Genomic DNA, 20,657 nt, shown 5'->3' on the forward strand with positions numbered 1-20,657 from the left:
AGAACAACAGCAACAGCTTATATGAATGCCGTTATTAAGTTTTATTCATTTCACCTAAGACAAGGTTACAGGTTTAACAACCCTCCTTTTGACCATGAGATAATCAACATTAACTTTCAGACAAGTGGCACGAACATGAAAGGCTACATGTCAAAGGCGGTTCATACAACAGATTTACGCTTGAATTTCCCTCGTTCCAAACGAAATTCAGGCGGCGCAATTCCATCATCAAGAAAAGATATTAGACCTCTTACCAATACAGAATGGAAGGAGGTTGAAAATATTTTGCTTAACACTAAAACAGTTATCAAAAATGTTTCAGGACATCTCAAACCATCTAAATTAGCAATTGAATACTCGCTATTCTTCTTGGTTTCACGATTTACTGGATTGCGAAGAGAAGAAGTCGCAAGTTTGCATCAAGGTCAAATTATCAAGCCCGATCACCGTAAGCCTATTCTACGGCTTGGAGTCGGTGAGCAATATGGGTCGCTAACAAAAACTCGCGACGGGAATAACAAAACTCGAAAAACGATCATTCCTGCAAGCACTATGCAAATGATATATGACTACACCAGAACTGATCGCTATCTGAAGCGACTAAAGAAATTTAAAGAGCTTTGCAAGTCGAAAAGAGAAGCTGGTGACGTTGCATTCTTCAATGTCGAGGATGGTGTTGATGAGAGCAAGGATTACATATTTATAAGCTCTACAGGTAAGCCATTCTTCACTAAGTTAAATGATTTAAACGCTAGATGGGGAGAGATCCGAGCTACTGTTAAAGTTAAGACAGGCAGAACACTAGAGGCAACAATTCATAACTTAAGAGCCACTTTCGCTGTCGCTCTGTTTAGAGCGTTACTGCGAAAAACGACACCAGATATGGCTTTAGCTCAAGTATCGGCTTTGCTTGGACACGATGATGAGAGTACGACCCTTTTATATCTAAAAATAGCCCAAGATGAGCCTACAGGGGATGAAATTTACGAAGACATCTTAGATTTTATAGGAGTTTTTGATGATATTTCTACAAGTGAAGTTCAGCTTACTCACAAGGAAAGGGTAAATGAAAGTTAAAAGCAAAAGAAAGGCGGTCCTTCCCACTGAGAGTGTAATAAAACCTCCAGCATCAGTATATCAATTACGTGTTGAAGATATATCTTTATCCGCAGGGAAGCACAAGAATGTTCATTTTAAACGTTTAAGATATTTTGGTTGTCCAGTTCTAAAAAGGGGTACTAATAACTTCCCTGACGGTACTTTGTTACGCAATATGAATCGTGACCAATTTATTCGAGAAATGTACTGCTTATTAGCTCCCAATTTCGATGCTACTAGAAGCATCACATTCAGCGTCATATTGAAGTACCTTGCGTGGTTAGACTCAAAAGGTCATGCCATTTCAGATGGTGAGTATTTCAATGAAAACCTCATAAAAGAATACATGAATCAATGGGGTAACTGGTACAAAGAAGGAAAATATACGCAAGGGTCTTGGAGAGTAGTTACTTCATCTTTTAGATGGATATTTGAACAAAAAGGAATACTGGATACAGCAAAGGCACTTCCATTATTGAAAGGATCTAGAAAAAACACAAAAGGTCAAAAAGCTCTCAGTTTAGAAGGTGAGCTTAAGCCTGTTGCTAAGCAAATGCTAATAGCCTTTTATGTTCTGGCTGAACACTTTCAAAATGGCACGCGCCCTATGGTCCACCCTTTGTATGACGAAACACTTTTTAACGCAGAGATGTGCCGCAGACACGAAGAAAAGGTTGTACATAAAAGGATGTCGTTTACAAAGTCTGTCGCTCGCGGGGACTGGGTAAACCAAATGACGAAACTTGCTCTGATGCTTTGCTACATGTGGACAGGAATGAATACTAGCCCTTTAATGTATATGAAAAGGAAAGATATCAAGTATAAGTCAGTGGGGGGTGGTCAATATATATTAGAGAGCGTTAAAGGAAGAGCTGGACATCAAGAGCAAGACAATTCACTTGGATTCAGCAAGTATGCCAAGTCATTTTTAGATAAATGGTATGCCATTTCAGGCGATATTACTTCTCACGAACCTGAAGCATTTTTGTTTCCATACAGATCGGTAAGCGGAGAAGCTTTGTCTTTTGCGGATATTAGTGACTCACCGCAAAAATCAATCAATAAGCTTTTAAAGCTTTTGGGATTGGTGGAGATAAGCCCCTCTTCAATGCGAAAAACCAAACTAGATGCTTTGATGAAGGCTACTGATAGTGTTTTCTTAGTAGCTATGTCGGCTAATAACAGTATAGAAACGATAGGAAGAAGCTATTCAACAGGTGTGGAAGGCGATCATGAAAATAACCTGGGAGCATCTATTGAAGCGAAGTTCAACATTGCAAAAGGAAAAGACATTAAGGCTGCTACAGAAGAGGCCAAATTCAAGTATGGTGACATCTTAAGTGACTATGAATATCAGGAACTACGAAAAGGTGAAGAACGCTCTCATGAGGCTAGGACACCATTAGGGGTAAGGTGCAATGATTCTACAAAGGGTGCACTTCGTTTAATTGAAAAATCACTTGCAAAGGCTGGTGTAGCAACAGACAGCATTGAGCCTGCTTGTACTGATTTTTTAGGTTGCTTCGAATGTGAACAACACGCTCTTGTGTCCGACGTTCAAGATATTTGGCTCATGCTCTCATTTAGAGATACGTTACAAGAGATGCAGCAATTGCCGTCGATTAATTCATTTCCAGACGGTAAATACAACACGCTATACCAAACAGTAAATGGGATACTTCAGCGTTTCGAGGAAAAGTCCAAAGAGAATTTTAAGCAAGCGTTGGAGAAACATAAGACTGAGGTACATCCATTATATTCCAGCGTATATAGCTTAAATGATCTATTGGAGGTGTTTGCATAATGTCCAGTTTAGTTAGGGCTAAGCCATACATCAACAACACTGTCGTTTCGCGTACATCTGAAGGTGAGACGTTATCATTAATATATGATGAATCATGGGACTTATCTGGCTCAGAAGCTAAAGCCGTTGGTAAAAACGCTGTGGTTTCGTTTTCAAAAGTTGAAAAACAATATCGTAGGCATATCCAAGATGCGCTGTTCTCCATATATGAGTTTCTGAGGGAGCAAGAATCTGCACCTCCGACTGCTAGCCAATTGAATGCGTGGAGAAGAGGGTTGGAAAAAATAGCTCAGTGCCTTTCGGGTTGTAACTGGAACAGCCTTAGTGATGATGTTGTTTATAGAATGTTTAAAAGGAAGGTGTCTGCTTCTAATTTCAACGATATATCCATAAGAGGGATGCTCACGGCTTTCAATATATTGTATCAAGCTAACCTCATCGGTAGGAGGTTTAGTGGTGATGAATTATTGGCATTATCAAAGGGGCGTATAACCAAACAAAGTATTGCCATTCCAATTGATATGTACTATGCGATCATTGCTGATGCAATTAATGTTGTTGAAAAATACCACGTACTCCGACACGGGATCTCAAAGTTAGTATCACAAGTAATCCAGATATCTGATGATGTTAAGTCGCAGTGTGACTTTAGCAATAACTCTCTGACTAAAGAGCAAAATGATAAAGCGGTAGATCATCAGATAAGGAAAAGGCTAAAGAATATCGATCATCAGATCCCTGATTTTAATATCACTTTAAATGGTTCAGAGCTTGGCAAAATACAATCAGTGTGCTTGATTGTCACATTGGCCTTTAGTGGTGGGCGTATAGGTGAGGTGCTAAGTTTTAACCCTTCTCGTTACAGCACCAAGCAGGTAGGCAAGCACAAGTTAATCTCGATTGTATCGGGTGAAACATCAAAAGGTGAAGACGGAATACCCAGAACCGTAACATGGCAAACACACCCTATTGTTAAAGATGCACTTGAGCTTGCATTCGATATGACTGAAAGCTTAAGAGATCATTATAAAACGCTCATTGATGAGAAAATTAATAGTGGTGCCTATAGAGAGGATGAACACGCTAAAGCATCAAAAGAACTAAATTCAGCTTTTATTATTTTACGTCATAATACCACGTCAGCGGCTTCGTTTGTGCAAGCAAATAGTCAAAGACTGCTGACCCAATATGCAGCTTCTCTTAAATTGACAGCTAGTAACGAAGATATCGAAGAGTTCAACCGACTTAACCCATCTCGTGAAGGAGAAATGACTTCAGGTGAGGGATTACCAAGGCTGACACCTCATGATTTTAGGCGAAGCTTTGCTGTCTTTTTCAAACGGTACGGATTCGGCTCAAGCACTGCAATAAAGTTTCAATACAAGCATCAAAACATCAATATGTCAGATTACTACGCTAATAACGCAGCTCTTCAAGCGATGGAAGAGTTGTTGCTTGATGCCGACCTTTTAGAATTACTCGAAGAGGAAGGTATTCATATGGGGGTTGACGCTTTTGATGAAATATACAATGAGACTGAACACCTCAGCGGCGGTGGCGGTGAGCGTATTGCTTTGGATAAATTTCAGAGGGTGAAGAATGGTCATCAAGTGTATATGTCTAGGACTGAAATAGAAGAATTGGTAAGAAACAAAACCATCGCCATTGTTAAGCTTCCTACAGGTGGATATTGCCTTAACCCAAGTTGCAGTCGTTTATGTGGTATTGGGCAATTCGCTGCGGAGAAGAAGCCTTGTGAGTTCCAAGTGAATACCGACAAAACTGCCAAAGAATTAAAACGTCAAAATAAGAGGTTGATACAGAGCTTTAGGGCAATGAACGAAGGTGATTCGATGATGCAGAGCATCCTTGTTGGAATAAAGCAGAAAATAAAGATCAATGAAGCTCTAATGAAAAATCACGATGTTGAGTTCATTGAATTTAAAGATAAAGTTCACGGTGTCATAGTAATCACAGAGGCAAACAATGGATAAGAAAGTAATTACAGAGGCGCGTTTGGAAGAGGCGCTAGAGCGGTTGTTGTCTGGATGCCCTATAAGAGTAAAACCAGAAGGCACCCTAACTTTAAACAAGGTTAACAAAGAGGCACGCCTTAGTCATAGCTATGTGCATAAATTCAAAGAATTCGTAGAGCGTGCGACTCCAAAAATAGATACTTTTAACAAAACTAAGAAACAAGCCATTGAAGGCATGGATTTGGGCGAAGCAGAACTAACAGAAGTCGAGAAGCTGAAAGCTGACTTAAAGCGAGAGAAAGCGCTAAAAGAAAAATATCGTTCAGAGCGAGATGATGCCAAGACAGCTCAGAAAGAAATGGAGGCTTTAAACGCCACGCTAATGTTTAGGTTGTACGAATTGCAGGAAGAACTAGGTAGAAAAAGACTGGTCAGTATTTCATAATAGGTGTGAATAACACTTCTTGATTCTCAACTATTTAACCAAAAATATGAGAAAAACACTCTACCCTATTAAGTAACTGTATTTAAAAAGGTTTCACAATATTTTGATATTCCTTTGTGTAACGGTGAACGTAAAAGCGATGCAAAAATTCAATGGCAGCATGGTAGCTGACAATGTGATGGCTCTGATAACTCAGCTTTCAAAATACAAGGCTGAGCTTGAAGGCAAGCTCTATCATGAAATTGGTCGATTTGAAAAATCGACTGGGATTTGCGCAGAATGCGGCCAGCACCATGTTTTAACATTGAACGATAGACATTTCATTTGTGTGGCTTGCGGAGCGCATCAAAATCGCGACCTTTCAGCGGCTAAAAGCATAGCGAACACAGGTGAGTTAGACTTAATAGCGGCTGGAATCGTCGCAAGGGTTAATCCCACTTCTTAGCGGAAAGCAGCTAATAAAATGAAAGTCTTCGAGCTATCGAAGTTTGCTGTTGGATCTGAGAAAAAAGAAGCAGCCTAGCATTCATAAGCTAGACTGTAGAAGCCCATTGATCGACACGTGGTGGCGTCTGTGGGTAGTTCACAATGTATATCCGTCTATAGGTAACGTTCTGACTTAATGAAATCAACTGTCCAAGTTAATTGATGCTAGATAATAAAGATAATTTAGAGATCATGTATTTACCTACTCCACAGTGTTTTTAAAGCTTAATCCCTTTTAATAGTAGCTTAATAGGGTAATTAGTCTTAATTGTTAACTATTTCACTAATGAGTTAGTAAAATATTGATCTAATTAACTCGTTAGATTCGACATTAACTTATTCACATATCCACAGTACCTATTAATTCTATTAAATCTATTAAAACTATAAGATCTATAAGAACTATAGGTGCCTGTAAGTTATTGTTATTGAAAGATAAAAATGCAATATCAGATCATATATTTGGTGTTTTGGATCATATATTTGGTGTTTTAGATCATATATTTGGTGCTTCGGATCATATATTTGGTGTTTAGATTACATATATTTGGTGTTTAGATTACATATATTTGGTGTTCTTTTTTAGAATAAGGTTCTGACGACATACACTATTTTTACAGTATATGTTTCATTGCTAGCATGCAAAATGATAGATTAAGCTCTTTTTTAATATATTTAACACAATTCTGAGGTTGAAAGTTTGTATTTGTGTATATGCGTAACATATTTTTGGTGTTGAGAGCTTGTATCTTTGTATGTACGTAACATATTTTTGGTGTTGAGGGATTATATTTTTGCATGTACTATTTTTGTAGGTATGCAACATATTTTTGGTGTTAGGGGTTATATCTTTGCATGTACGCAACATATTTTTGGTGTTGAGAGCTTGTACCTTTGTATGTACGTAACATATTCTTGGTGTTTTATTTATTTGTAGGGCTATATTCGTCGTATTTTATGGGAAGTTATTAAAAATAGGTCTACGTGAGCATATTTTATATGAGCTACATTACATATTTTTGGTGTTATTGAGAGCACATACCAAAAATATGTAATATGCTTTTTAATATGGAATATCTAAATTATCTATAGTCAGTTTATTCGCAATATCTATTTCTTCTTTGCTGGATGCTTGTTCTGCGCGGTTATTACGCCTTTCAATCAAGGTTGTAGCTATTTTATTAGATAGCTTCTCATTACCAGTGTAATTGTATGCAGAAAGTAACAGTTTAAGTTCTGCAGTTGATAATTTTTTACCATTGCCTTCAGACTTTAATTGCTGCCTTTTAAGCTCTAGCTTTTTAATAGTTGTAATAGCATCGCGTTCATTAAATTCCTCAATATTGCCTTTTGTTATCCAACTCATAAGGAATTTGATAGCTATGATTTTGTTGCCTTGTTTTTTTAATTCGTAGCCAACTTCACCATTAGCACTTTCATAAAATAATAGCTCTTTATTTGTTGTAGGATTGGCCTTGAGAATATCAATGCTGCTTCTAATGCATCTCTGCATAAAAACCCCATTATTTTTAAAAGATAATTTATCTGATTTTAAATTCCCTTTTTCATCATATAGACCAAATAAACCTTTTAGTTCATCAAGCTTAATCAAGTGCATTTCGTAGCCGGGCTCTTTAAACCTACTAAGTATTTCATAGAGTCGCTTTGCGTATTCCTGTTTTATGCATAAAAAGCTTGTGGTATTGATCAGCGCAAATCCTTGCTTATACTCTATAAACTCAGACTTCAGAAGATCATTAGGTATCATTGTAAATGTGCGGTTTTTATAGCTTATATTTTTAAATATTGGTTTATAGTCAAATTCAATTTCACCATTACCATCTTCAGTTTTTATACCAACGCTATATCGTGATAGCCGCATAGCTACAGGGTTAAGGTATGTCGCTATATGTTTTGGCGCTATATTGAGCCAATTGGAGAGCTGAGATGCTGAAAACTCGTATTTAGGGGTTGTTCCAACCCAATCACTTTCTTTCATAGTTGCAATCATGAGTGCAAATATATCTGCTTCACGGGCAGATAAATCTTGGCGACTAAATACTATCTGATGGCTCTTTTTTATGTGTTTAGGAAGAGAATCCCTTGAAACTACTTTCTTTTTCTCATCGATGCTCATTTCTTCTTCCAATGTCGAGACTGTATTTGCTAGTTGATGACATATTCTTGGTGTTTTTACTAGATTACACATATTAGACATTAAAATATACTCTCTAATTAGCTTATATTTCGATGATGAGGGGAGCTTGTATTTCAATAGTCATTTTTTAAAATAACGATAAAAATATTCCTCAAGTTGTATTTTACCTACAATCCCTATTTGCCAACACCTACGGCTTCTTTTTTGGTAATTATTCAATGTGAATAACTCAAATTATAAAACTAAAACAAAAAATCAAATACCTCTAAAATACATGGACAACTCAAAAAACAAGGGATACACTTGTTTTAAACAAAAAGGGATTCATCTATGACCATTGAAAAGACTACTCACATTTTTCAAGATTTAAAGGAAGGCGCTGATCGCTATATAAAAAGACGCAATCAGAGGCTTTTAGTAAATCATCGTAAGGAGCTTAGAAGTTTTACGCGAGCTGAAGCATCTATATATTTAGATATTGATGTAAAAACTTTAGATAGGTATTGCGCTTCACTGGGTATTGACCCACGTAGACACGAAGATGCACAGTGGTCAATTGACATCGAAGAAATTTATAAAGTAAGAGATTCGCTCTCTGTTGAATTACGTAAAGAACCTAAGTTCAAACGTAGTGATAAGCAGAAAGCACAGATTATAGTGATTCAGAATCAAAAAGGTGGTGTTGGTAAAACAGTGTCAAGTGCAACAATAGGTTCAGGACTAGCTACTGAGTTTCATCAAGAGTATCGCGTAGGCCTTATTGATATGGATGGACAAGCTACACTATCAATGTATTACGCCCCTGAATCAGCACAAGAAGGTTGTTTATCTGTAGGCGATCTGATCATGGGAAACTATGAATTAGACGAAAATGAAACTAAAAAAGAAGCTATTTCAAGTGCCTTTTTACCTACTACAATTCCAAACCTCCGTATTTTACCTGCCTCACAATCAGATCGTGGTATTGAGGGGTGGTTTCATGAAGGCGTATTTAATAAGTCTCTAAGTTCGCCCTACTCTATTTTGAGTAAGATTTTAAATGAAGTTGAAGATGAATTCGATATTATCATAATAGATACCCCTCCATCATTAGGCTATGCAACGTATAACGCTTACTACGCCGCAACCAGTGTACTTTTCCCACTATCAATTACAGAAAATGACATAGATGCAACGTGTTCTTATTTTTCATATATACCGCAAGTCTGGGGATTATTGAATAATGCGAAGCATCAGGGGTATGACTTCATGAAAATACTTATTACAAATCATAAAGACAGTTCAACAACAACGGAGTTACTCAATAGCCTTAATGATAGCTTTTCACCTTATTTATACTCTAAAGAATTTAAAAATGGTGAAGCTGTAAGGCAGGCATCATCTTTATTATCAACGGTGTTTGATATGTCTAAAAGTGAGTACCCAAAAAGTAAAATGTCATACCAAGTGGCACAGCAAAATGCTTATGAAGTAACAAGTCAACTACAGCGCGATATTGTAAATGTATGGCGTAAGCAAGAGCAGGAGCAGGAGTAAAATCATGGCTAGAAAACGTGGAATAAGATCACCACTTGGCAATGCAGTCGGAGCGCAAGATGCAATCGAGTCAGGACAGAAAAGTAATATAGAGTCGCTTGCAAAGCAATTAAAAGCAGAGATCACTGGTTCTAAATTATCACTAATGGATGTATTACAAACCCATCTAGGGATAAGTAATGTTGGAGAGAGTGTATCCTGGAAGTTAAAATCAGGAAAAATAGCGCAATTTGTTCCTATTACATTAAGTTATCAGCAAGTTAAAGAGCTTACTTCGGTCACATTTGAAGTGAATGGTCGAGATCAATCTGGTCTAACCAAAGAATCTCTTCAAGATCTAGACTCATTATGTATACAACAATATTACCCAGCTATAGGCCGAAGAGTTAATGGCGTAGTTAATGGCGTAATTGATCTGCTAGATGGCTCCAGGCGTAGAGCTAGGTTTTTGCTTGAAGCAGGTAAAATTAACTCATTTAAAATATTAGTCACAGATGACGATATTAGCTCTGGTGACGCTAAAGCATTAGCTAAGCAGCTGCAAGTTAGTAAAGAGCACAACTTACGTGAAATTGGTATGCGTTGTCAGTTAGAAAGTCAGCTTTATGAAAAAAAATATAATAAAAAACTCACGCAATCTGAATTAGCTGAAGAAATGGGCTTAAGCCAAGCCAAGGTAAGTAAGGCGCTAACTGCTGCCTCTATCGATAGTGCTATTATTGAGCTGTTTCCGGATATTTCTTTATTGTCACACTCAGACTACAAAGTATTAAATACAGTACAAAAAACGTTAGGTGAAAACGTAAATGAATTTATAAAGGATATAGAAAGCAATATAATTAATATCAATAGTGAATTAGTTCAAGACGATTATAAAGAAGCTATATTAAAAATAGTTACAGACGCTATTAAAACATACAAACCTAAGCCAACCGAGCAGGCTATCGTTACTCCACTTGCAAATTTTAGCAAAAAGAATACCTATGCACGTAAGCGCGTTAAAGGTAGAAAATTCGCTTATGAGTTTTCACAGCTAACAAAAGAAGTACAAGATACTTTAGACCAGGCTATTGCTAAAGTGTTGCAAGACTCGCTTTAATAATAAAGGTATTCAGTCATAGCTAATTTATGAGTGAATACCTTTTAGGTTCCTCAACGGAGGTTTTGTTTTAAGTTATTGTTTTTAAAGTCTTTAGTGTTTTTTATTTGTAGTTATTCAGGCTGAATAAATCAACAGTATCTAGCCTGACTCACGCTCATATATCTGCTGGGTTGATATTAAAAAGTTAAAATTAAACTAAAGTATGAAACCAAGATAATAAAGTTTAGAGTTTTCTGGGCTAGTTTTTCGGCAGCTATGTGCCATAACCGGACATTGGTAACGCTTCGCTTAACCGGCGTAAAATAGCAGGCTAAAATTAGCGACGAAGGAGCGCAAGCCTGCTATAAAGCGTTTGTTATATTTTTGCTAACTCAGGAATCGGTTCCTTTGTAGAAATAACGAATGAGGTTGAATTCAACACATCGTATGGCTGATAGAAACCTTGTTCCCCATTTTCATCGCACGAAAATATATGTGAAATGTCTGGAAAGTTATTAGGGTCAACAGGATGCAAGGCATTTGGATTATGGTATATTACCAAACTCTCTGACCATGATTCCGTATACTCAGGCGAATCTACATCTTCATGGAAAGGTATGCCAGCAAAAGCCTCTGGATCAGGATTAAACCGAGTGCCATCCCTCAAGATTTTAATATCTTCCCCCCCCATACCAGCGAGCTTACCCATACGATTAAACTTTGTAATAGTTGCTGCATTGCTAAATAAGATAGCACTAACATGCTCAGAATCAGGCTGATTGAAAAAGGCAGAAGGAATTGATTTACCTTTCCATTCATGAGTCTCTATGCGGGTAATTTTTGGCTTTCCATCTACAATCGATGCCCTAAAACCGTATAAGTATTCCATTAAGGCAGTTCTAGACCAAGTCATAGAGCCTGTAATATGAAAGTCATGTATTGCGAATACTAATGGCTTGTCTTGAACATGAGATCTTTCCCAATATCTCTTCTTGAGCTTAGAATATAAAGGGCTACCAAACTTAATTGGCATATAGCCGTTGAGAAGCTCTCGTAACTTTTCGGGATCTTCCGGCGCCTCTTCATCTGGACGCGCTTGATTTTCACTCGGATTCACTGTCACAGCTTCAACTAAATACTCATGCACCCCATTAGTAATGTGGAAGTCAGGTGCAGCATTCCCTTTAATTTGAGTGAATTTATCGTGGAAATAGATATATAGATACAACTCCCAAAGACGAGCGTCAAAGCCATGTGTTTGAAATTCTTTTATATAATGACCATCAGGGTCATCAAAAGTATACACAATTTCTTTTATCAAATTTCGAGCTGCTTCCATCCTAGGTTCTTCAGCTAAAGCTATATAGATGGGATTCAACTTTCCTCGCTCAACTAAAGGCTCAAAGAGTTCATTGGTTAATTTAATTTCATCCCCTTGAGGGTAAAAAGATTTACCATCATTTTTATATTTTTTAATAGCTTTGATTAGTTCATTTCGAGCACCTAGTTCACTCGGTTTAAATGTTTTGCTTACTTCTAGCACCCTAAATATTTTTCTAGTATCACGCCCCATAATGACAAAGCCATAATCATTATCGATTGCATTTCTAAAAACAGTTGCTAGAATTTTTTTATCGTATGCAATAAACCACTGTTTTTCATCTGCTGTACTTCTTGCCATAGGATGACGTGAAAAACAAAAAGCGTCAAATTGACGTCTAGAAATACTCCTCACTCCTGATGGCAACTTAACTGCCACATCAGTTTTTTTACGTCTCTTTTCAAGCCTCTTCTTTCTTTTCTGATCTCGAGACAACTTAGCTTTTGCCATCAAATACCTCTGAACTCAATTAAAAATATAACTCCACCTTAAGCGGCAAAATATTGTTGGCTAAAATATTGAACGGAGTGAAAATAGCCAACTGTATTTTGTGATCTTCACGCGCCTAAAAGAGGTAAATGTTTACGCTGCTGATAGGTTAAAGCTAACTCTAAACAGGACTTGATTGCTGTTTCTGGTAACACTTGCGATAAGGACAGAACTATTGATCTGTTTCCCTGAAACACCAGTTCTTCACCATACAATTCTCTAAATGTATCGACTAACTTAGTTTGGCAATTAAAGAATAGGTAATAATTATTAGGATATTTCAGCTTCCAGTCCATTCTTAGCGGGCTGCCTGTTTTTACACTATAGCTAGGTTCACCCCATTTTAGAGTTTCATCGACTTCACCCAGCTCCAAATCAGATGCGATTTGAAAGACTAGATTTCTTAGCTCCTCTAGCCTAATACGAGCATTTTCCGGATATTCATCGAAGCGTTCTTTGACTACCTTGTTCACTGGAACCTCCTATTCACATAACGAGCCTGTAGAATAACTCCAACAGCCAAAATCAATTAAAAAACTAGCTCCTGCAATTAGTTCTAAGCGTTTTTAGAGCATTAGGTAATGCATTTGGGACCCATAAAACAGGATGTTTTTCTTAAAAAAGAGTAATTCTACAGCCTCAACTTTGAAATAAGGGACGCAGCAGGCGGCTTAATTGTTTTGTTATACACATCACTGCTTGGTGGTTGACATAAGTGTCTTAAGCCCATTGTACCAAGCTAAAAAAGCAACGGTACCATGAGTCTCATTTTTAAAATATTGTTGCTCCGAAATAGCATCATTATTATCAATTACAGATGAAGCAAAAGTAGCACCCCATCTATAATTGGTCAGCCCGATATCTCCCAAATGAGAATTGTTTGCGAAAGCAAAGTAAACTCGAGAATTGAAATTTATATCTCTATTGCCGGCGTTCAATGCCCGATTTAAGTAATCATTATCCCATAGCGATGTGGGATCTATGATTAAATAATCTGTAAATACAGATGGTGACTCTATAAGAGTGTTTGCTGCGAACAAACCGCCAAACGACTCACCAACTAACAATCGCTTGTTGGACGTCCTATATGCAGTGTCAACGGCGGGTATCAACTCTTTTTCAAGAAATTTAGCGAACTGATTAGCGTTTCCTGTTTGCTCGAATGTTTCCAAAACGCGGTCTTTAAACTTCCACTCTATAATCGATGACGGAGTTAAGTCACGAGATCTATTTGTATTCGGAATGGCAATTACGATAGCTTCTTGAACCTGATTCTCCAGCGTTTCTGTACTTAAGGATTCAAGTACACCGACAAACCCTTTAAATCTATGGATATCGCCGTCAAGAAGATAAATGACAGGGTAGGTATTTTCGCTTTTTTCGTAAGATGGGGGTAAATAAACCATATAAGGTCTATTCTCAGCCATGATCTTCGATTCTAACGATGTGGATGTGCCTAATAAAATTGAGTCATCCGCGAATACTGGCAAGGTAAATAACAAGATTGAGAACGCCGATACCAAATTTTTCATACTAACTTCCCTGATGTGTATAACAATTTTATAGTGCGCTCATCGCGCATATTTCTTCCGACTGAACGCTCATTTATCTACTTTATATAGTTTTAACAAATAACCTAAAGCATTACTACCACTAAGTTTTCTAAAAACTTTAAAGAAAAATTAAATAGAATAATATGCGCTCAGCGCTCATTTTCATGAATATATGCGCAAAGAGCAGTTTAACCAATCAATTAACAACAATATTTAGCCTCTTTCAATTGCTCTATCTTAGCTCAACAGAAAAATTATCTTTAGTGAATAAATACATTCTATTATCATGGACTACATACGGTGCGGATACAGTATGTTTAACAGCTCCACCCCAGTTGCCAAAAGTCTTTGGAACAACAGCGAAGCCAGAAGTTGCCACAGCAATATCGGTTAACCGATCATACGCAGTCAAAAACGTAATGGTAATTACATCTTGAATTTTGCCATTAAAACTAACCTTACCAGCAACCTCAACTTTCACTGCAGCAGCACATGAACCATTGTAAGAAGGTTTAAAATCTAAAAGGCCGGGATGAGGCTCAGGTGAAGACCATACGTACAGGTTATGCTCTTCAGCGTTGCATAGAGAACCCCCTTTAAAGAAAAACATAAAATTTTCTAGGTAGGAATCAGATTTAGCTCTGGCAATACCTACATACTCAGTGCCCTCTATATTATCAAAAGTTTTCGCTAGCTGCTCTTCAACAACTTTAACGACAGAGCTATCAAGGTTGTCGTGATCTAAATCAGCTAGATACACTAGCATTGGCTTCCAGTTAAAAGCCCTATCCGCTTCTGATTGAGCCCCCATGCTTCCTGCTAAATCAAGCAACCCATCAGTAACAAACGCTAATACATCACGGCTAGCGCATTTTAATCCCAGACTCTAGCAGGGTTGAGCGGTAATCATCGTCTAGCCCTGCCATTTTCTTTTTCCTCGCCATACTTGCTGACTTAGATGCATCTTGTTTAAAAAGCGCCATGGCTATCTTTCGCATTACATTAAACATTAATGGCCCTTGAAGTTTGCGTATTCTCGATTCATCTTCTCTGAAGTTCATATCAAGCATCCAATGCATGCTTTCAACCTGCCAGTGACTGCGTACTGCATTGAGTGCTTGCGCTGCATTTAAGTCTAATGAACTTATATACCAGCGTGTTTCAGTGGTATCCGACCCTGCCGACTTATCATGAACTTCAGCCCTGACCTTAATAATACTCGTTAAGCCAGGCCAACGATAATCCTTGCCTAGCCAGCTTTTATCTATAAGTAACTGCTGGCATGTACGTGTTTCAACACGCCCATGTCCTGAGCTTATTTCGGTATGTTCATCACAATTATGCTTAGTTAACCTTTCACGCTCGCACTTGTGCCACCACGCTTCTAGTTCCTTTTGCATGCCTGAATGATTACCTTTAAGTGCAAGAATATAATCTGCTTTTTGTTGGATGATTTGTTTTGCTATTTCTTGTTGGCATCCCATCGCATCTAACGTAATGATACTGTTTTCAATATCGAGCAGGGTGAGTAATTCTGGTATTGCGGTGATTTCATTTGTTTTATTATCAACAGCCGTCTGCCCAAGCACTAACTGGTGTTGGCAACTCCATGCACTGACCGTGTGTAAGGCACTTTTTCTGTCTTTTGTGGTAAATGAACGCCGTGCGGTTTTGCCATCGATAGCGATGATATCTGCACCTGTAGTTTCAATCAGTGATGATATCCAAGATTGAAATGCCCTTTCTATTTCATTTGCTTTTAACCGACACATGACGCGAGCAATCGTGTCATGTTTTGGAATTCCTGCGTTGAACGTGCCGTATTTTTTTAACCAATCAAGCTTTAGGTGCCCAAAGTCTTCAATATCTTCCCATCCTTCTGCACCAGAGAGTACAGCGCTAATAGCAAGGAGAAGAATATCGATAAGTTCATGCTTTTTACAACGTTCAATGCGAGGATCTGTAATTGAATTAAAATGTTTCAGAAAAGTAGTGCTCATATTTATGCGACCAAGTAATTATTATGCCTTGATCTGATCACTACTTGCTCTATAAGTTCAATTTATAATGATCTTGCCGTGCATCGATTCACCTTTTAATTCCAACTTTATTGCACCGTGAACTGTAGTGTGGTGACCAATAAAATTAGTTACACCCTCTTTTTAGTTTCACTGTTGCTATATGGATGTCTTAATATTACTCAAACTTTTTTATTCTGTCATGACGATAGTTTTTTGTTGAATAGCTTGGTGTCATTATACTTGATACAGAGTTTTCTATTGAGTTGCGTAAGCCATTAAATAACTTCACTTCTTCAGATTGCTTCAGGTAATCAAGTATGTTGTCACTCAGGGATTCTACTATTTCTTTAGCTTTCCTAATTTTAAAGTGAGTACCCTCAGCGAGTTTTAATAAATGATTTATATCAGGAAATTCTTTACTGTTAGAAAGCTTAAGCGCCATTTTATTGTCGATAGCCTCATAAATTTTTGTGTGTGTTATATCAAAAGGTGGGGAAAGGTAAACCCTCGACATATCTGGTGTGTACTGAAGAGCAAAATTTTTGAGGTGTGCATCACCGTTACCAATTAAGCAATTAAATACAATATACTTATACATTTTTTCAACTTCTGATTGGCTATTAGTGTACAAGCTTGTTGCTTTGAGTAGTGTTTCGTAATTGCCCGTGTATTTTGCATCGGGATCATTTGGCTTTTTTAATAAAGTGGTAAAGTCTTCGTAGCCTAGCTTTGTACCATCTTGTGCAGTGTCGAAGCGTTCTATGACAAATGTTTCAAGATTATGGGATAAATACGTTTTAGGTGGTTTAAACCCGCAGTATCTAGCTGCTTCCATGCATACAAATTCATTTACAGTAAGTAATGGAAATTCAGAATCAAATGATTTTACGATTAAATCTTTTTGTTGGACTGTTCTGTCAGTTTTAATATTATTTGCATTAGGAATGCTTACTTTAGGTTGTACGCCAGCTAATGAGTTTCTTAGATAGTACTTTTCTAACAGTTGAGGGAATAGGGGCTCAGTACTGTTGTAAGATAAGATATCGTTCAGTGGAATAGTATCTGCTTCTGGTAACGAAAGTTCACTTTTATATGAGAGCATGCCAATGCCTTGCTCTCCTTGTAAAGCGAGAAGGTACATGTCATTTACTTTTGCATACCTTGCTAACTTGTCAGCTATAAAGCGGCGATTAAAGCCCTCTGGTAAGTTCTGCGAAAAGATAGGATGCAGAGAACCTGAAGAGTAACCGTCTATACCTTTTTTTGTCATTGTTAACGATATGTGCTGATTTTCTTGTGTCGGCTGGTAATGATGAATTGAGCCATGAGTTAATATACCAAGCTCTGTATTGTTAGTGCACACGGTAATATTTTTAACTTTACTAGGTAAGTTTGGATTTGTACTCATTATTCACCCTCTGAAAATATATTTTCAATTTCATCCCAATCAGGTAGCGAATACTTTTTTTGAGAAACATCAAACTGTAAATCAACAGCATCGAGCAAGCGCTCAAAAATATCGAATGATCCAGTAAATCGGCCATTCTCAATTTCTGAAATTGTTGTTTTATTAATGCTAGTTATTTCTGAAAGCTTTTGTTGTGTATAGCCTAAAGCTTTTCTACTTACGCTGACTTTCTTCCCAATTTCGACTCTGTTAGCCATACAATTACCAATAGAATTTATTATGCAGCTAACATTGTAACCTAAAATGCCATTGTTATCCATATGGCTAATATTGAGATAAAGATCCAGTAGGTTAGCTACATGGCTAACCTGCTGGGTCAGTTAACTATGAGTCTATACTTATTTGGTAACTAGGGTCTTATATGGACTCCCTATTAATGTCAAAAATAAAATTGAAATAAATTAGATGCTAGCTTATATACGGGCTCAAATTGAGGAGCTACCCCTGGCCTCAAATGTATTCGCACCTTCATGACTTTTCTGTTGAGCAGTTTTTCAAACTTCAGACCCTAACAGTCTATTGAAGGTCGGTCTTACCTATTTCAATCGATCTTTCTGACAAGTCTTTAAGCCACAAGTAATTGTGGCTGATAATCTTTGTTATGCTTTTGCATTGCAAAAGCCGTTCTGATTGTTTTATTTGCTAACGCTATAGCGGCTACTTTTTTGCCTCGACGTACACTTAATGCTTTTAACCATATATCTTTTTGGCTACGAACTTCTCTTTTTTCTAGTTGTGAAACAACAGCTAATGCGCCTTTATACAAAGCACTACGCAGCTTCTTATTTCCTACTACTTTAGATATCGAGCCTATATTTTGTTTTCCCCCGCTACTATGCTGTACTGGTGTTAGACCAAAGCAGGCCGCAGCTTCTCGACCATTTTTAAAATGGGTTATATTACCTAGTGCTATTTTAATCAGTATTGCACAGACAGGTCCCACGCCTTCTAATGCTTGCAAACGTATACAGGTTTGATCTTCTTTAATTACTTCATGCAATTGCTTTTCAATCAGCTTCACCTCTTCAATCGCCTCAGTAAAACGCTGATAAACTCGGTTAATTGTGAAGCGAAAAGCGCCTGTTAGGCTGTTTTCAGCATCTTCTAATATCTCAGGTATCGCTTGGGTCAACTTCGTATCCCCTTGAGCAATTGGGTAACCAAACTCTAACAATAAAGCTCTTAGTTGATTACCTAAACTGACTTTTTCTTTGACTAATAAATCACGCATACATTCAATGCCTTGTAAGCATTGCTCTTGCACTGAAAGTAAACGACTTCCTTTTATATGAGGCTGTCTCGCTGCAACTGAAATAGCCAGCGCATCATTTGCATCGGTTTTCTGCCCTTGACGAAACGCTTTTACCTGTCGCGCGTTAATCGCTTTGATCTGGTGCCCTGCCTGTTTAGCAAATTGCGCCCAATAATGCGTTCCGCCACATGACTCCATAGCAACTAAAGATTGCTTTTCTTTAATTAATAACTCCTTTAAGCTTGGCTCTGCTTATTGTTTTGTTATAAATAACTTTGCCATTGCTTTGCGTTTTGCAAACTTGAAATAAATTTTTTGCTAAATCAATCGCTATCACATTACAATTCAACATGTATGGGCTCCTTAGTAAAAGTTTGGACACTTATTACGTTACTTCTGATGGAAGTGGGAGTCCATACATCTGTTGACCTTTCAAGGCTAAATTTGCAGCAGTCTATTTGGTATTTAGGCAAGGCAGAGCCTATGTAATATGGTTATTATCCATAAACATCTGATAATGCAGCATTAATGCCAAGCAGGCGCTGCCCGAAGAGTTCTGCCTAGGGGCAATTACCATTTACGGAAATTAAAGAGCTTTTAAAGCTTGAGCCAAACTATTCATCTCAGCTGTTGTATTGAATAGCGCAGGTGTAATACGTACACATGCCCCATTAGCCAAACCATTACGATGGACACTAAATATTTTATGTTGCTGTAATAACTTAGCTGCTATAGCCTCATTGCCGGCTACGCTGGTTTCACCATATAAGCGAAAGGAGCATATGCCTGCATAAGTGCCTGGTTCATTACTAGCAACTAACTGTACCTGTCGTATTTCAGCCACTTGGTTTACCCAGTAATCGCGTAAGTATTTAATCCGTGCTGCTTTTAAATCACCACCAATATTATCATGAAAATCGAGTGCTGCTGGTACTGCCAACCAAGCTGCATAATTGAATGTGCCAGTATGAATACGATTATAAGTAGCGCCGATAGGAGTATCACTTTTAGAGTTTGTTTTTAGTACTGTAGTGTCACCGATGGCTGGTGCAATATCTGCTAAGCGCGAACTTTTGATATACATCACGCCCACGCCGATCGGTGCACCCATCCACTTATGTAGGTTAAAGCCGACAAAATCAGCACCTAAGTCGGCGACATTAAAATTAATTTGCCCCCAAGAATGGGCTGCATCAACAATACAATCCACACCATATTCACGTGCCATAGCGACAATTTTTTTTATCGGTAACACTAAACCATGCCGGTGGCTTAAATGAGTTAATAATAACAGCTTCACCCTTGGATGTTGTTCTATTGCCGCTCGATAAAAAGCGACATATTCCTCAGCACTCGCCCGTTCAGGTAAATTTATCTTCACTACAGGGTTGCTTCGTTGACACATAGCCGCTTGCATACTGTCATAATCAGTATCAGCGTACATCACCACATCATTGGGCTTTAAGTTGCGGTAGCCAGCAATTAAATTATTCAAAACTTCAGTAGCACCGCGAGCAAAGGCGATCTCAGTGGCTGCACACCCCAGCATTGTGGCAACTCGCTGGTGAATAGGCTTAAATTCCTGCATAAATTCACGACGACTATAGTGTGAACTATATTGATTCACCCGCTGAGTATGACTCATATAACTTTGCAAAACACTCTTACTCATCACGCCCCAATTGCCGTTTTCAAGCTGAATAACATCTGACGGCAATTGATAGTGCTGACGTACTTGCTGCCAAAAGGCTTCATCAGATACGTGTTTCAAACCTGAACTATTATTGATAATTGTATTCGCCATATCATTACTGGCTAGGGTTGTGCCGGATGCTAGTACACTATTCGATACCAGCGGCATAGCCGCCATCGCGGCGGCTCCCTTGATAAAGTTACGTCGCTTCATCAT

General features: G+C 37.9%; 17 protein-coding genes. 7 read left to right on the forward strand and 10 right to left on the reverse strand.

The features are described 5' to 3' along the window. The 5 genes from ACT3S9_RS19070 to ACT3S9_RS19090 form a co-directional block, all read left to right on the forward strand. The coding region (locus tag ACT3S9_RS19070) for a tyrosine-type recombinase/integrase (protein WP_444751154.1) at window positions 1–1,077 on the forward strand (1,077 nt) is incomplete at its 5' end. Next, window positions 1,067–2,902: a hypothetical protein gene (locus ACT3S9_RS19075; protein WP_193050457.1), complete on the forward strand. Its 1,836-nt coding sequence runs from the start codon at window positions 1,067–1,069 to the stop codon at window positions 2,900–2,902. The genes ACT3S9_RS19070 and ACT3S9_RS19075, both read left to right, overlap by 11 nt. Further along, a complete protein-coding gene (locus tag ACT3S9_RS19080; protein WP_444751155.1) occupies window positions 2,902–4,896 on the forward strand; it encodes a hypothetical protein in 1,995 nt (664 codons plus the stop codon). Before ACT3S9_RS19075 ends, ACT3S9_RS19080 begins: the two co-directional genes overlap by 1 nt. Continuing rightward, window positions 4,889–5,323 (forward strand): hypothetical protein, encoded by a 435-nt coding sequence (locus ACT3S9_RS19085; RefSeq protein ID WP_193050459.1) that lies wholly within the window; start codon window positions 4,889–4,891, stop codon window positions 5,321–5,323. Before ACT3S9_RS19080 ends, ACT3S9_RS19085 begins: the two co-directional genes overlap by 8 nt. 139 nt (window positions 5,324–5,462) lie before the next feature. Next, window positions 5,463–5,768, forward strand: coding sequence for a transposase (locus ACT3S9_RS19090; protein WP_226916305.1), 306 nt, complete (start codon window positions 5,463–5,465; stop codon window positions 5,766–5,768). 1,104 nt (window positions 5,769–6,872) lie between these two features. Here ACT3S9_RS19090 and ACT3S9_RS19095 read toward each other — a convergent pair. Beyond that, the gene (locus ACT3S9_RS19095) at window positions 6,873–8,027 is read right to left on the reverse strand and encodes a replication initiation protein (RefSeq protein WP_444751156.1); all 1,155 of its coding nucleotides are present in this window, start codon (window positions 8,025–8,027) and stop codon (window positions 6,873–6,875) included. Between the two features lie 270 nt (window positions 8,028–8,297). Between ACT3S9_RS19095 and ACT3S9_RS19100 the strand changes: the two genes are divergently transcribed. Continuing rightward, window positions 8,298–9,503: a ParA family protein gene (locus ACT3S9_RS19100; RefSeq protein ID WP_086998901.1), complete on the forward strand. Its 1,206-nt coding sequence runs from the start codon at window positions 8,298–8,300 to the stop codon at window positions 9,501–9,503. 4 nt (window positions 9,504–9,507) lie between these two features. Next, window positions 9,508–10,602 carry a ParB family protein gene (locus tag ACT3S9_RS19105; protein WP_192532259.1) on the forward strand — a complete coding sequence of 365 codons (1,095 nt, stop codon included), beginning with the start codon at window positions 9,508–9,510 and terminating at the stop codon, window positions 10,600–10,602. A 358-nt stretch (window positions 10,603–10,960) separates the two neighbouring features. Here the strand turns inward: ACT3S9_RS19105 and ACT3S9_RS19110 are convergent, their stop codons facing one another. The 9 genes from ACT3S9_RS19110 to ACT3S9_RS19150 all read right to left on the reverse strand — a co-directional run bounded on the left by ACT3S9_RS19110 (window position 10,961) and on the right by ACT3S9_RS19150 (window position 20,657). Continuing rightward, window positions 10,961–12,415, reverse strand: coding sequence for a hypothetical protein (locus ACT3S9_RS19110; RefSeq protein WP_192532260.1), 1,455 nt, complete (start codon window positions 12,413–12,415; stop codon window positions 10,961–10,963). 107 nt (window positions 12,416–12,522) lie between these two features. Next, window positions 12,523–12,927 carry a DUF1801 domain-containing protein gene (locus ACT3S9_RS19115; protein WP_192532261.1) on the reverse strand — a complete coding sequence of 135 codons (405 nt, stop codon included), beginning with the start codon at window positions 12,925–12,927 and terminating at the stop codon, window positions 12,523–12,525. 219 nt (window positions 12,928–13,146) lie between these two features. Next, on the reverse strand, window positions 13,147–13,986 hold the full coding sequence (locus ACT3S9_RS19120; protein WP_024605656.1) for an alpha/beta hydrolase: 840 nt from the start codon (window positions 13,984–13,986) through the stop codon (window positions 13,147–13,149). Between the two features lie 253 nt (window positions 13,987–14,239). Beyond that, window positions 14,240–14,818 carry a hypothetical protein gene (locus tag ACT3S9_RS19125; protein WP_444751157.1) on the reverse strand — a complete coding sequence of 193 codons (579 nt, stop codon included), beginning with the start codon at window positions 14,816–14,818 and terminating at the stop codon, window positions 14,240–14,242. Window positions 14,819–14,870: 52 nt separating this feature from the next. After that, window positions 14,871–16,007, reverse strand: coding sequence for an ISAs1 family transposase (locus ACT3S9_RS19130; RefSeq protein WP_008466968.1), 1,137 nt, complete (start codon window positions 16,005–16,007; stop codon window positions 14,871–14,873). A 196-nt stretch (window positions 16,008–16,203) separates the two neighbouring features. Beyond that, window positions 16,204–17,436: a type II toxin-antitoxin system HipA family toxin gene (locus ACT3S9_RS19135; RefSeq protein WP_086957895.1), complete on the reverse strand. Its 1,233-nt coding sequence runs from the start codon at window positions 17,434–17,436 to the stop codon at window positions 16,204–16,206. Further along, the gene (locus ACT3S9_RS19140) at window positions 17,436–17,693 is read right to left on the reverse strand and encodes a helix-turn-helix domain-containing protein (protein ID WP_086957896.1); all 258 of its coding nucleotides are present in this window, start codon (window positions 17,691–17,693) and stop codon (window positions 17,436–17,438) included. The genes ACT3S9_RS19135 and ACT3S9_RS19140 overlap by 1 nt, the downstream gene beginning before the upstream one ends. Window positions 17,694–18,061: 368 nt before the next feature. Next, a complete protein-coding gene (locus ACT3S9_RS19145; protein WP_318779444.1) occupies window positions 18,062–18,973 on the reverse strand; it encodes an IS110 family transposase in 912 nt (303 codons plus the stop codon). A 361-nt stretch (window positions 18,974–19,334) separates the two neighbouring features. Next, entirely contained in the window at window positions 19,335–20,657 is a 1,323-nt protein-coding gene (locus ACT3S9_RS19150; protein WP_192532834.1) for an aminotransferase class V-fold PLP-dependent enzyme, read from the reverse strand.

The organism is Pseudoalteromonas sp. AOP31-A2-14 (assembly GCF_052378035.1).
Classification (GTDB): domain Bacteria; phylum Pseudomonadota; class Gammaproteobacteria; order Enterobacterales; family Alteromonadaceae; genus Pseudoalteromonas.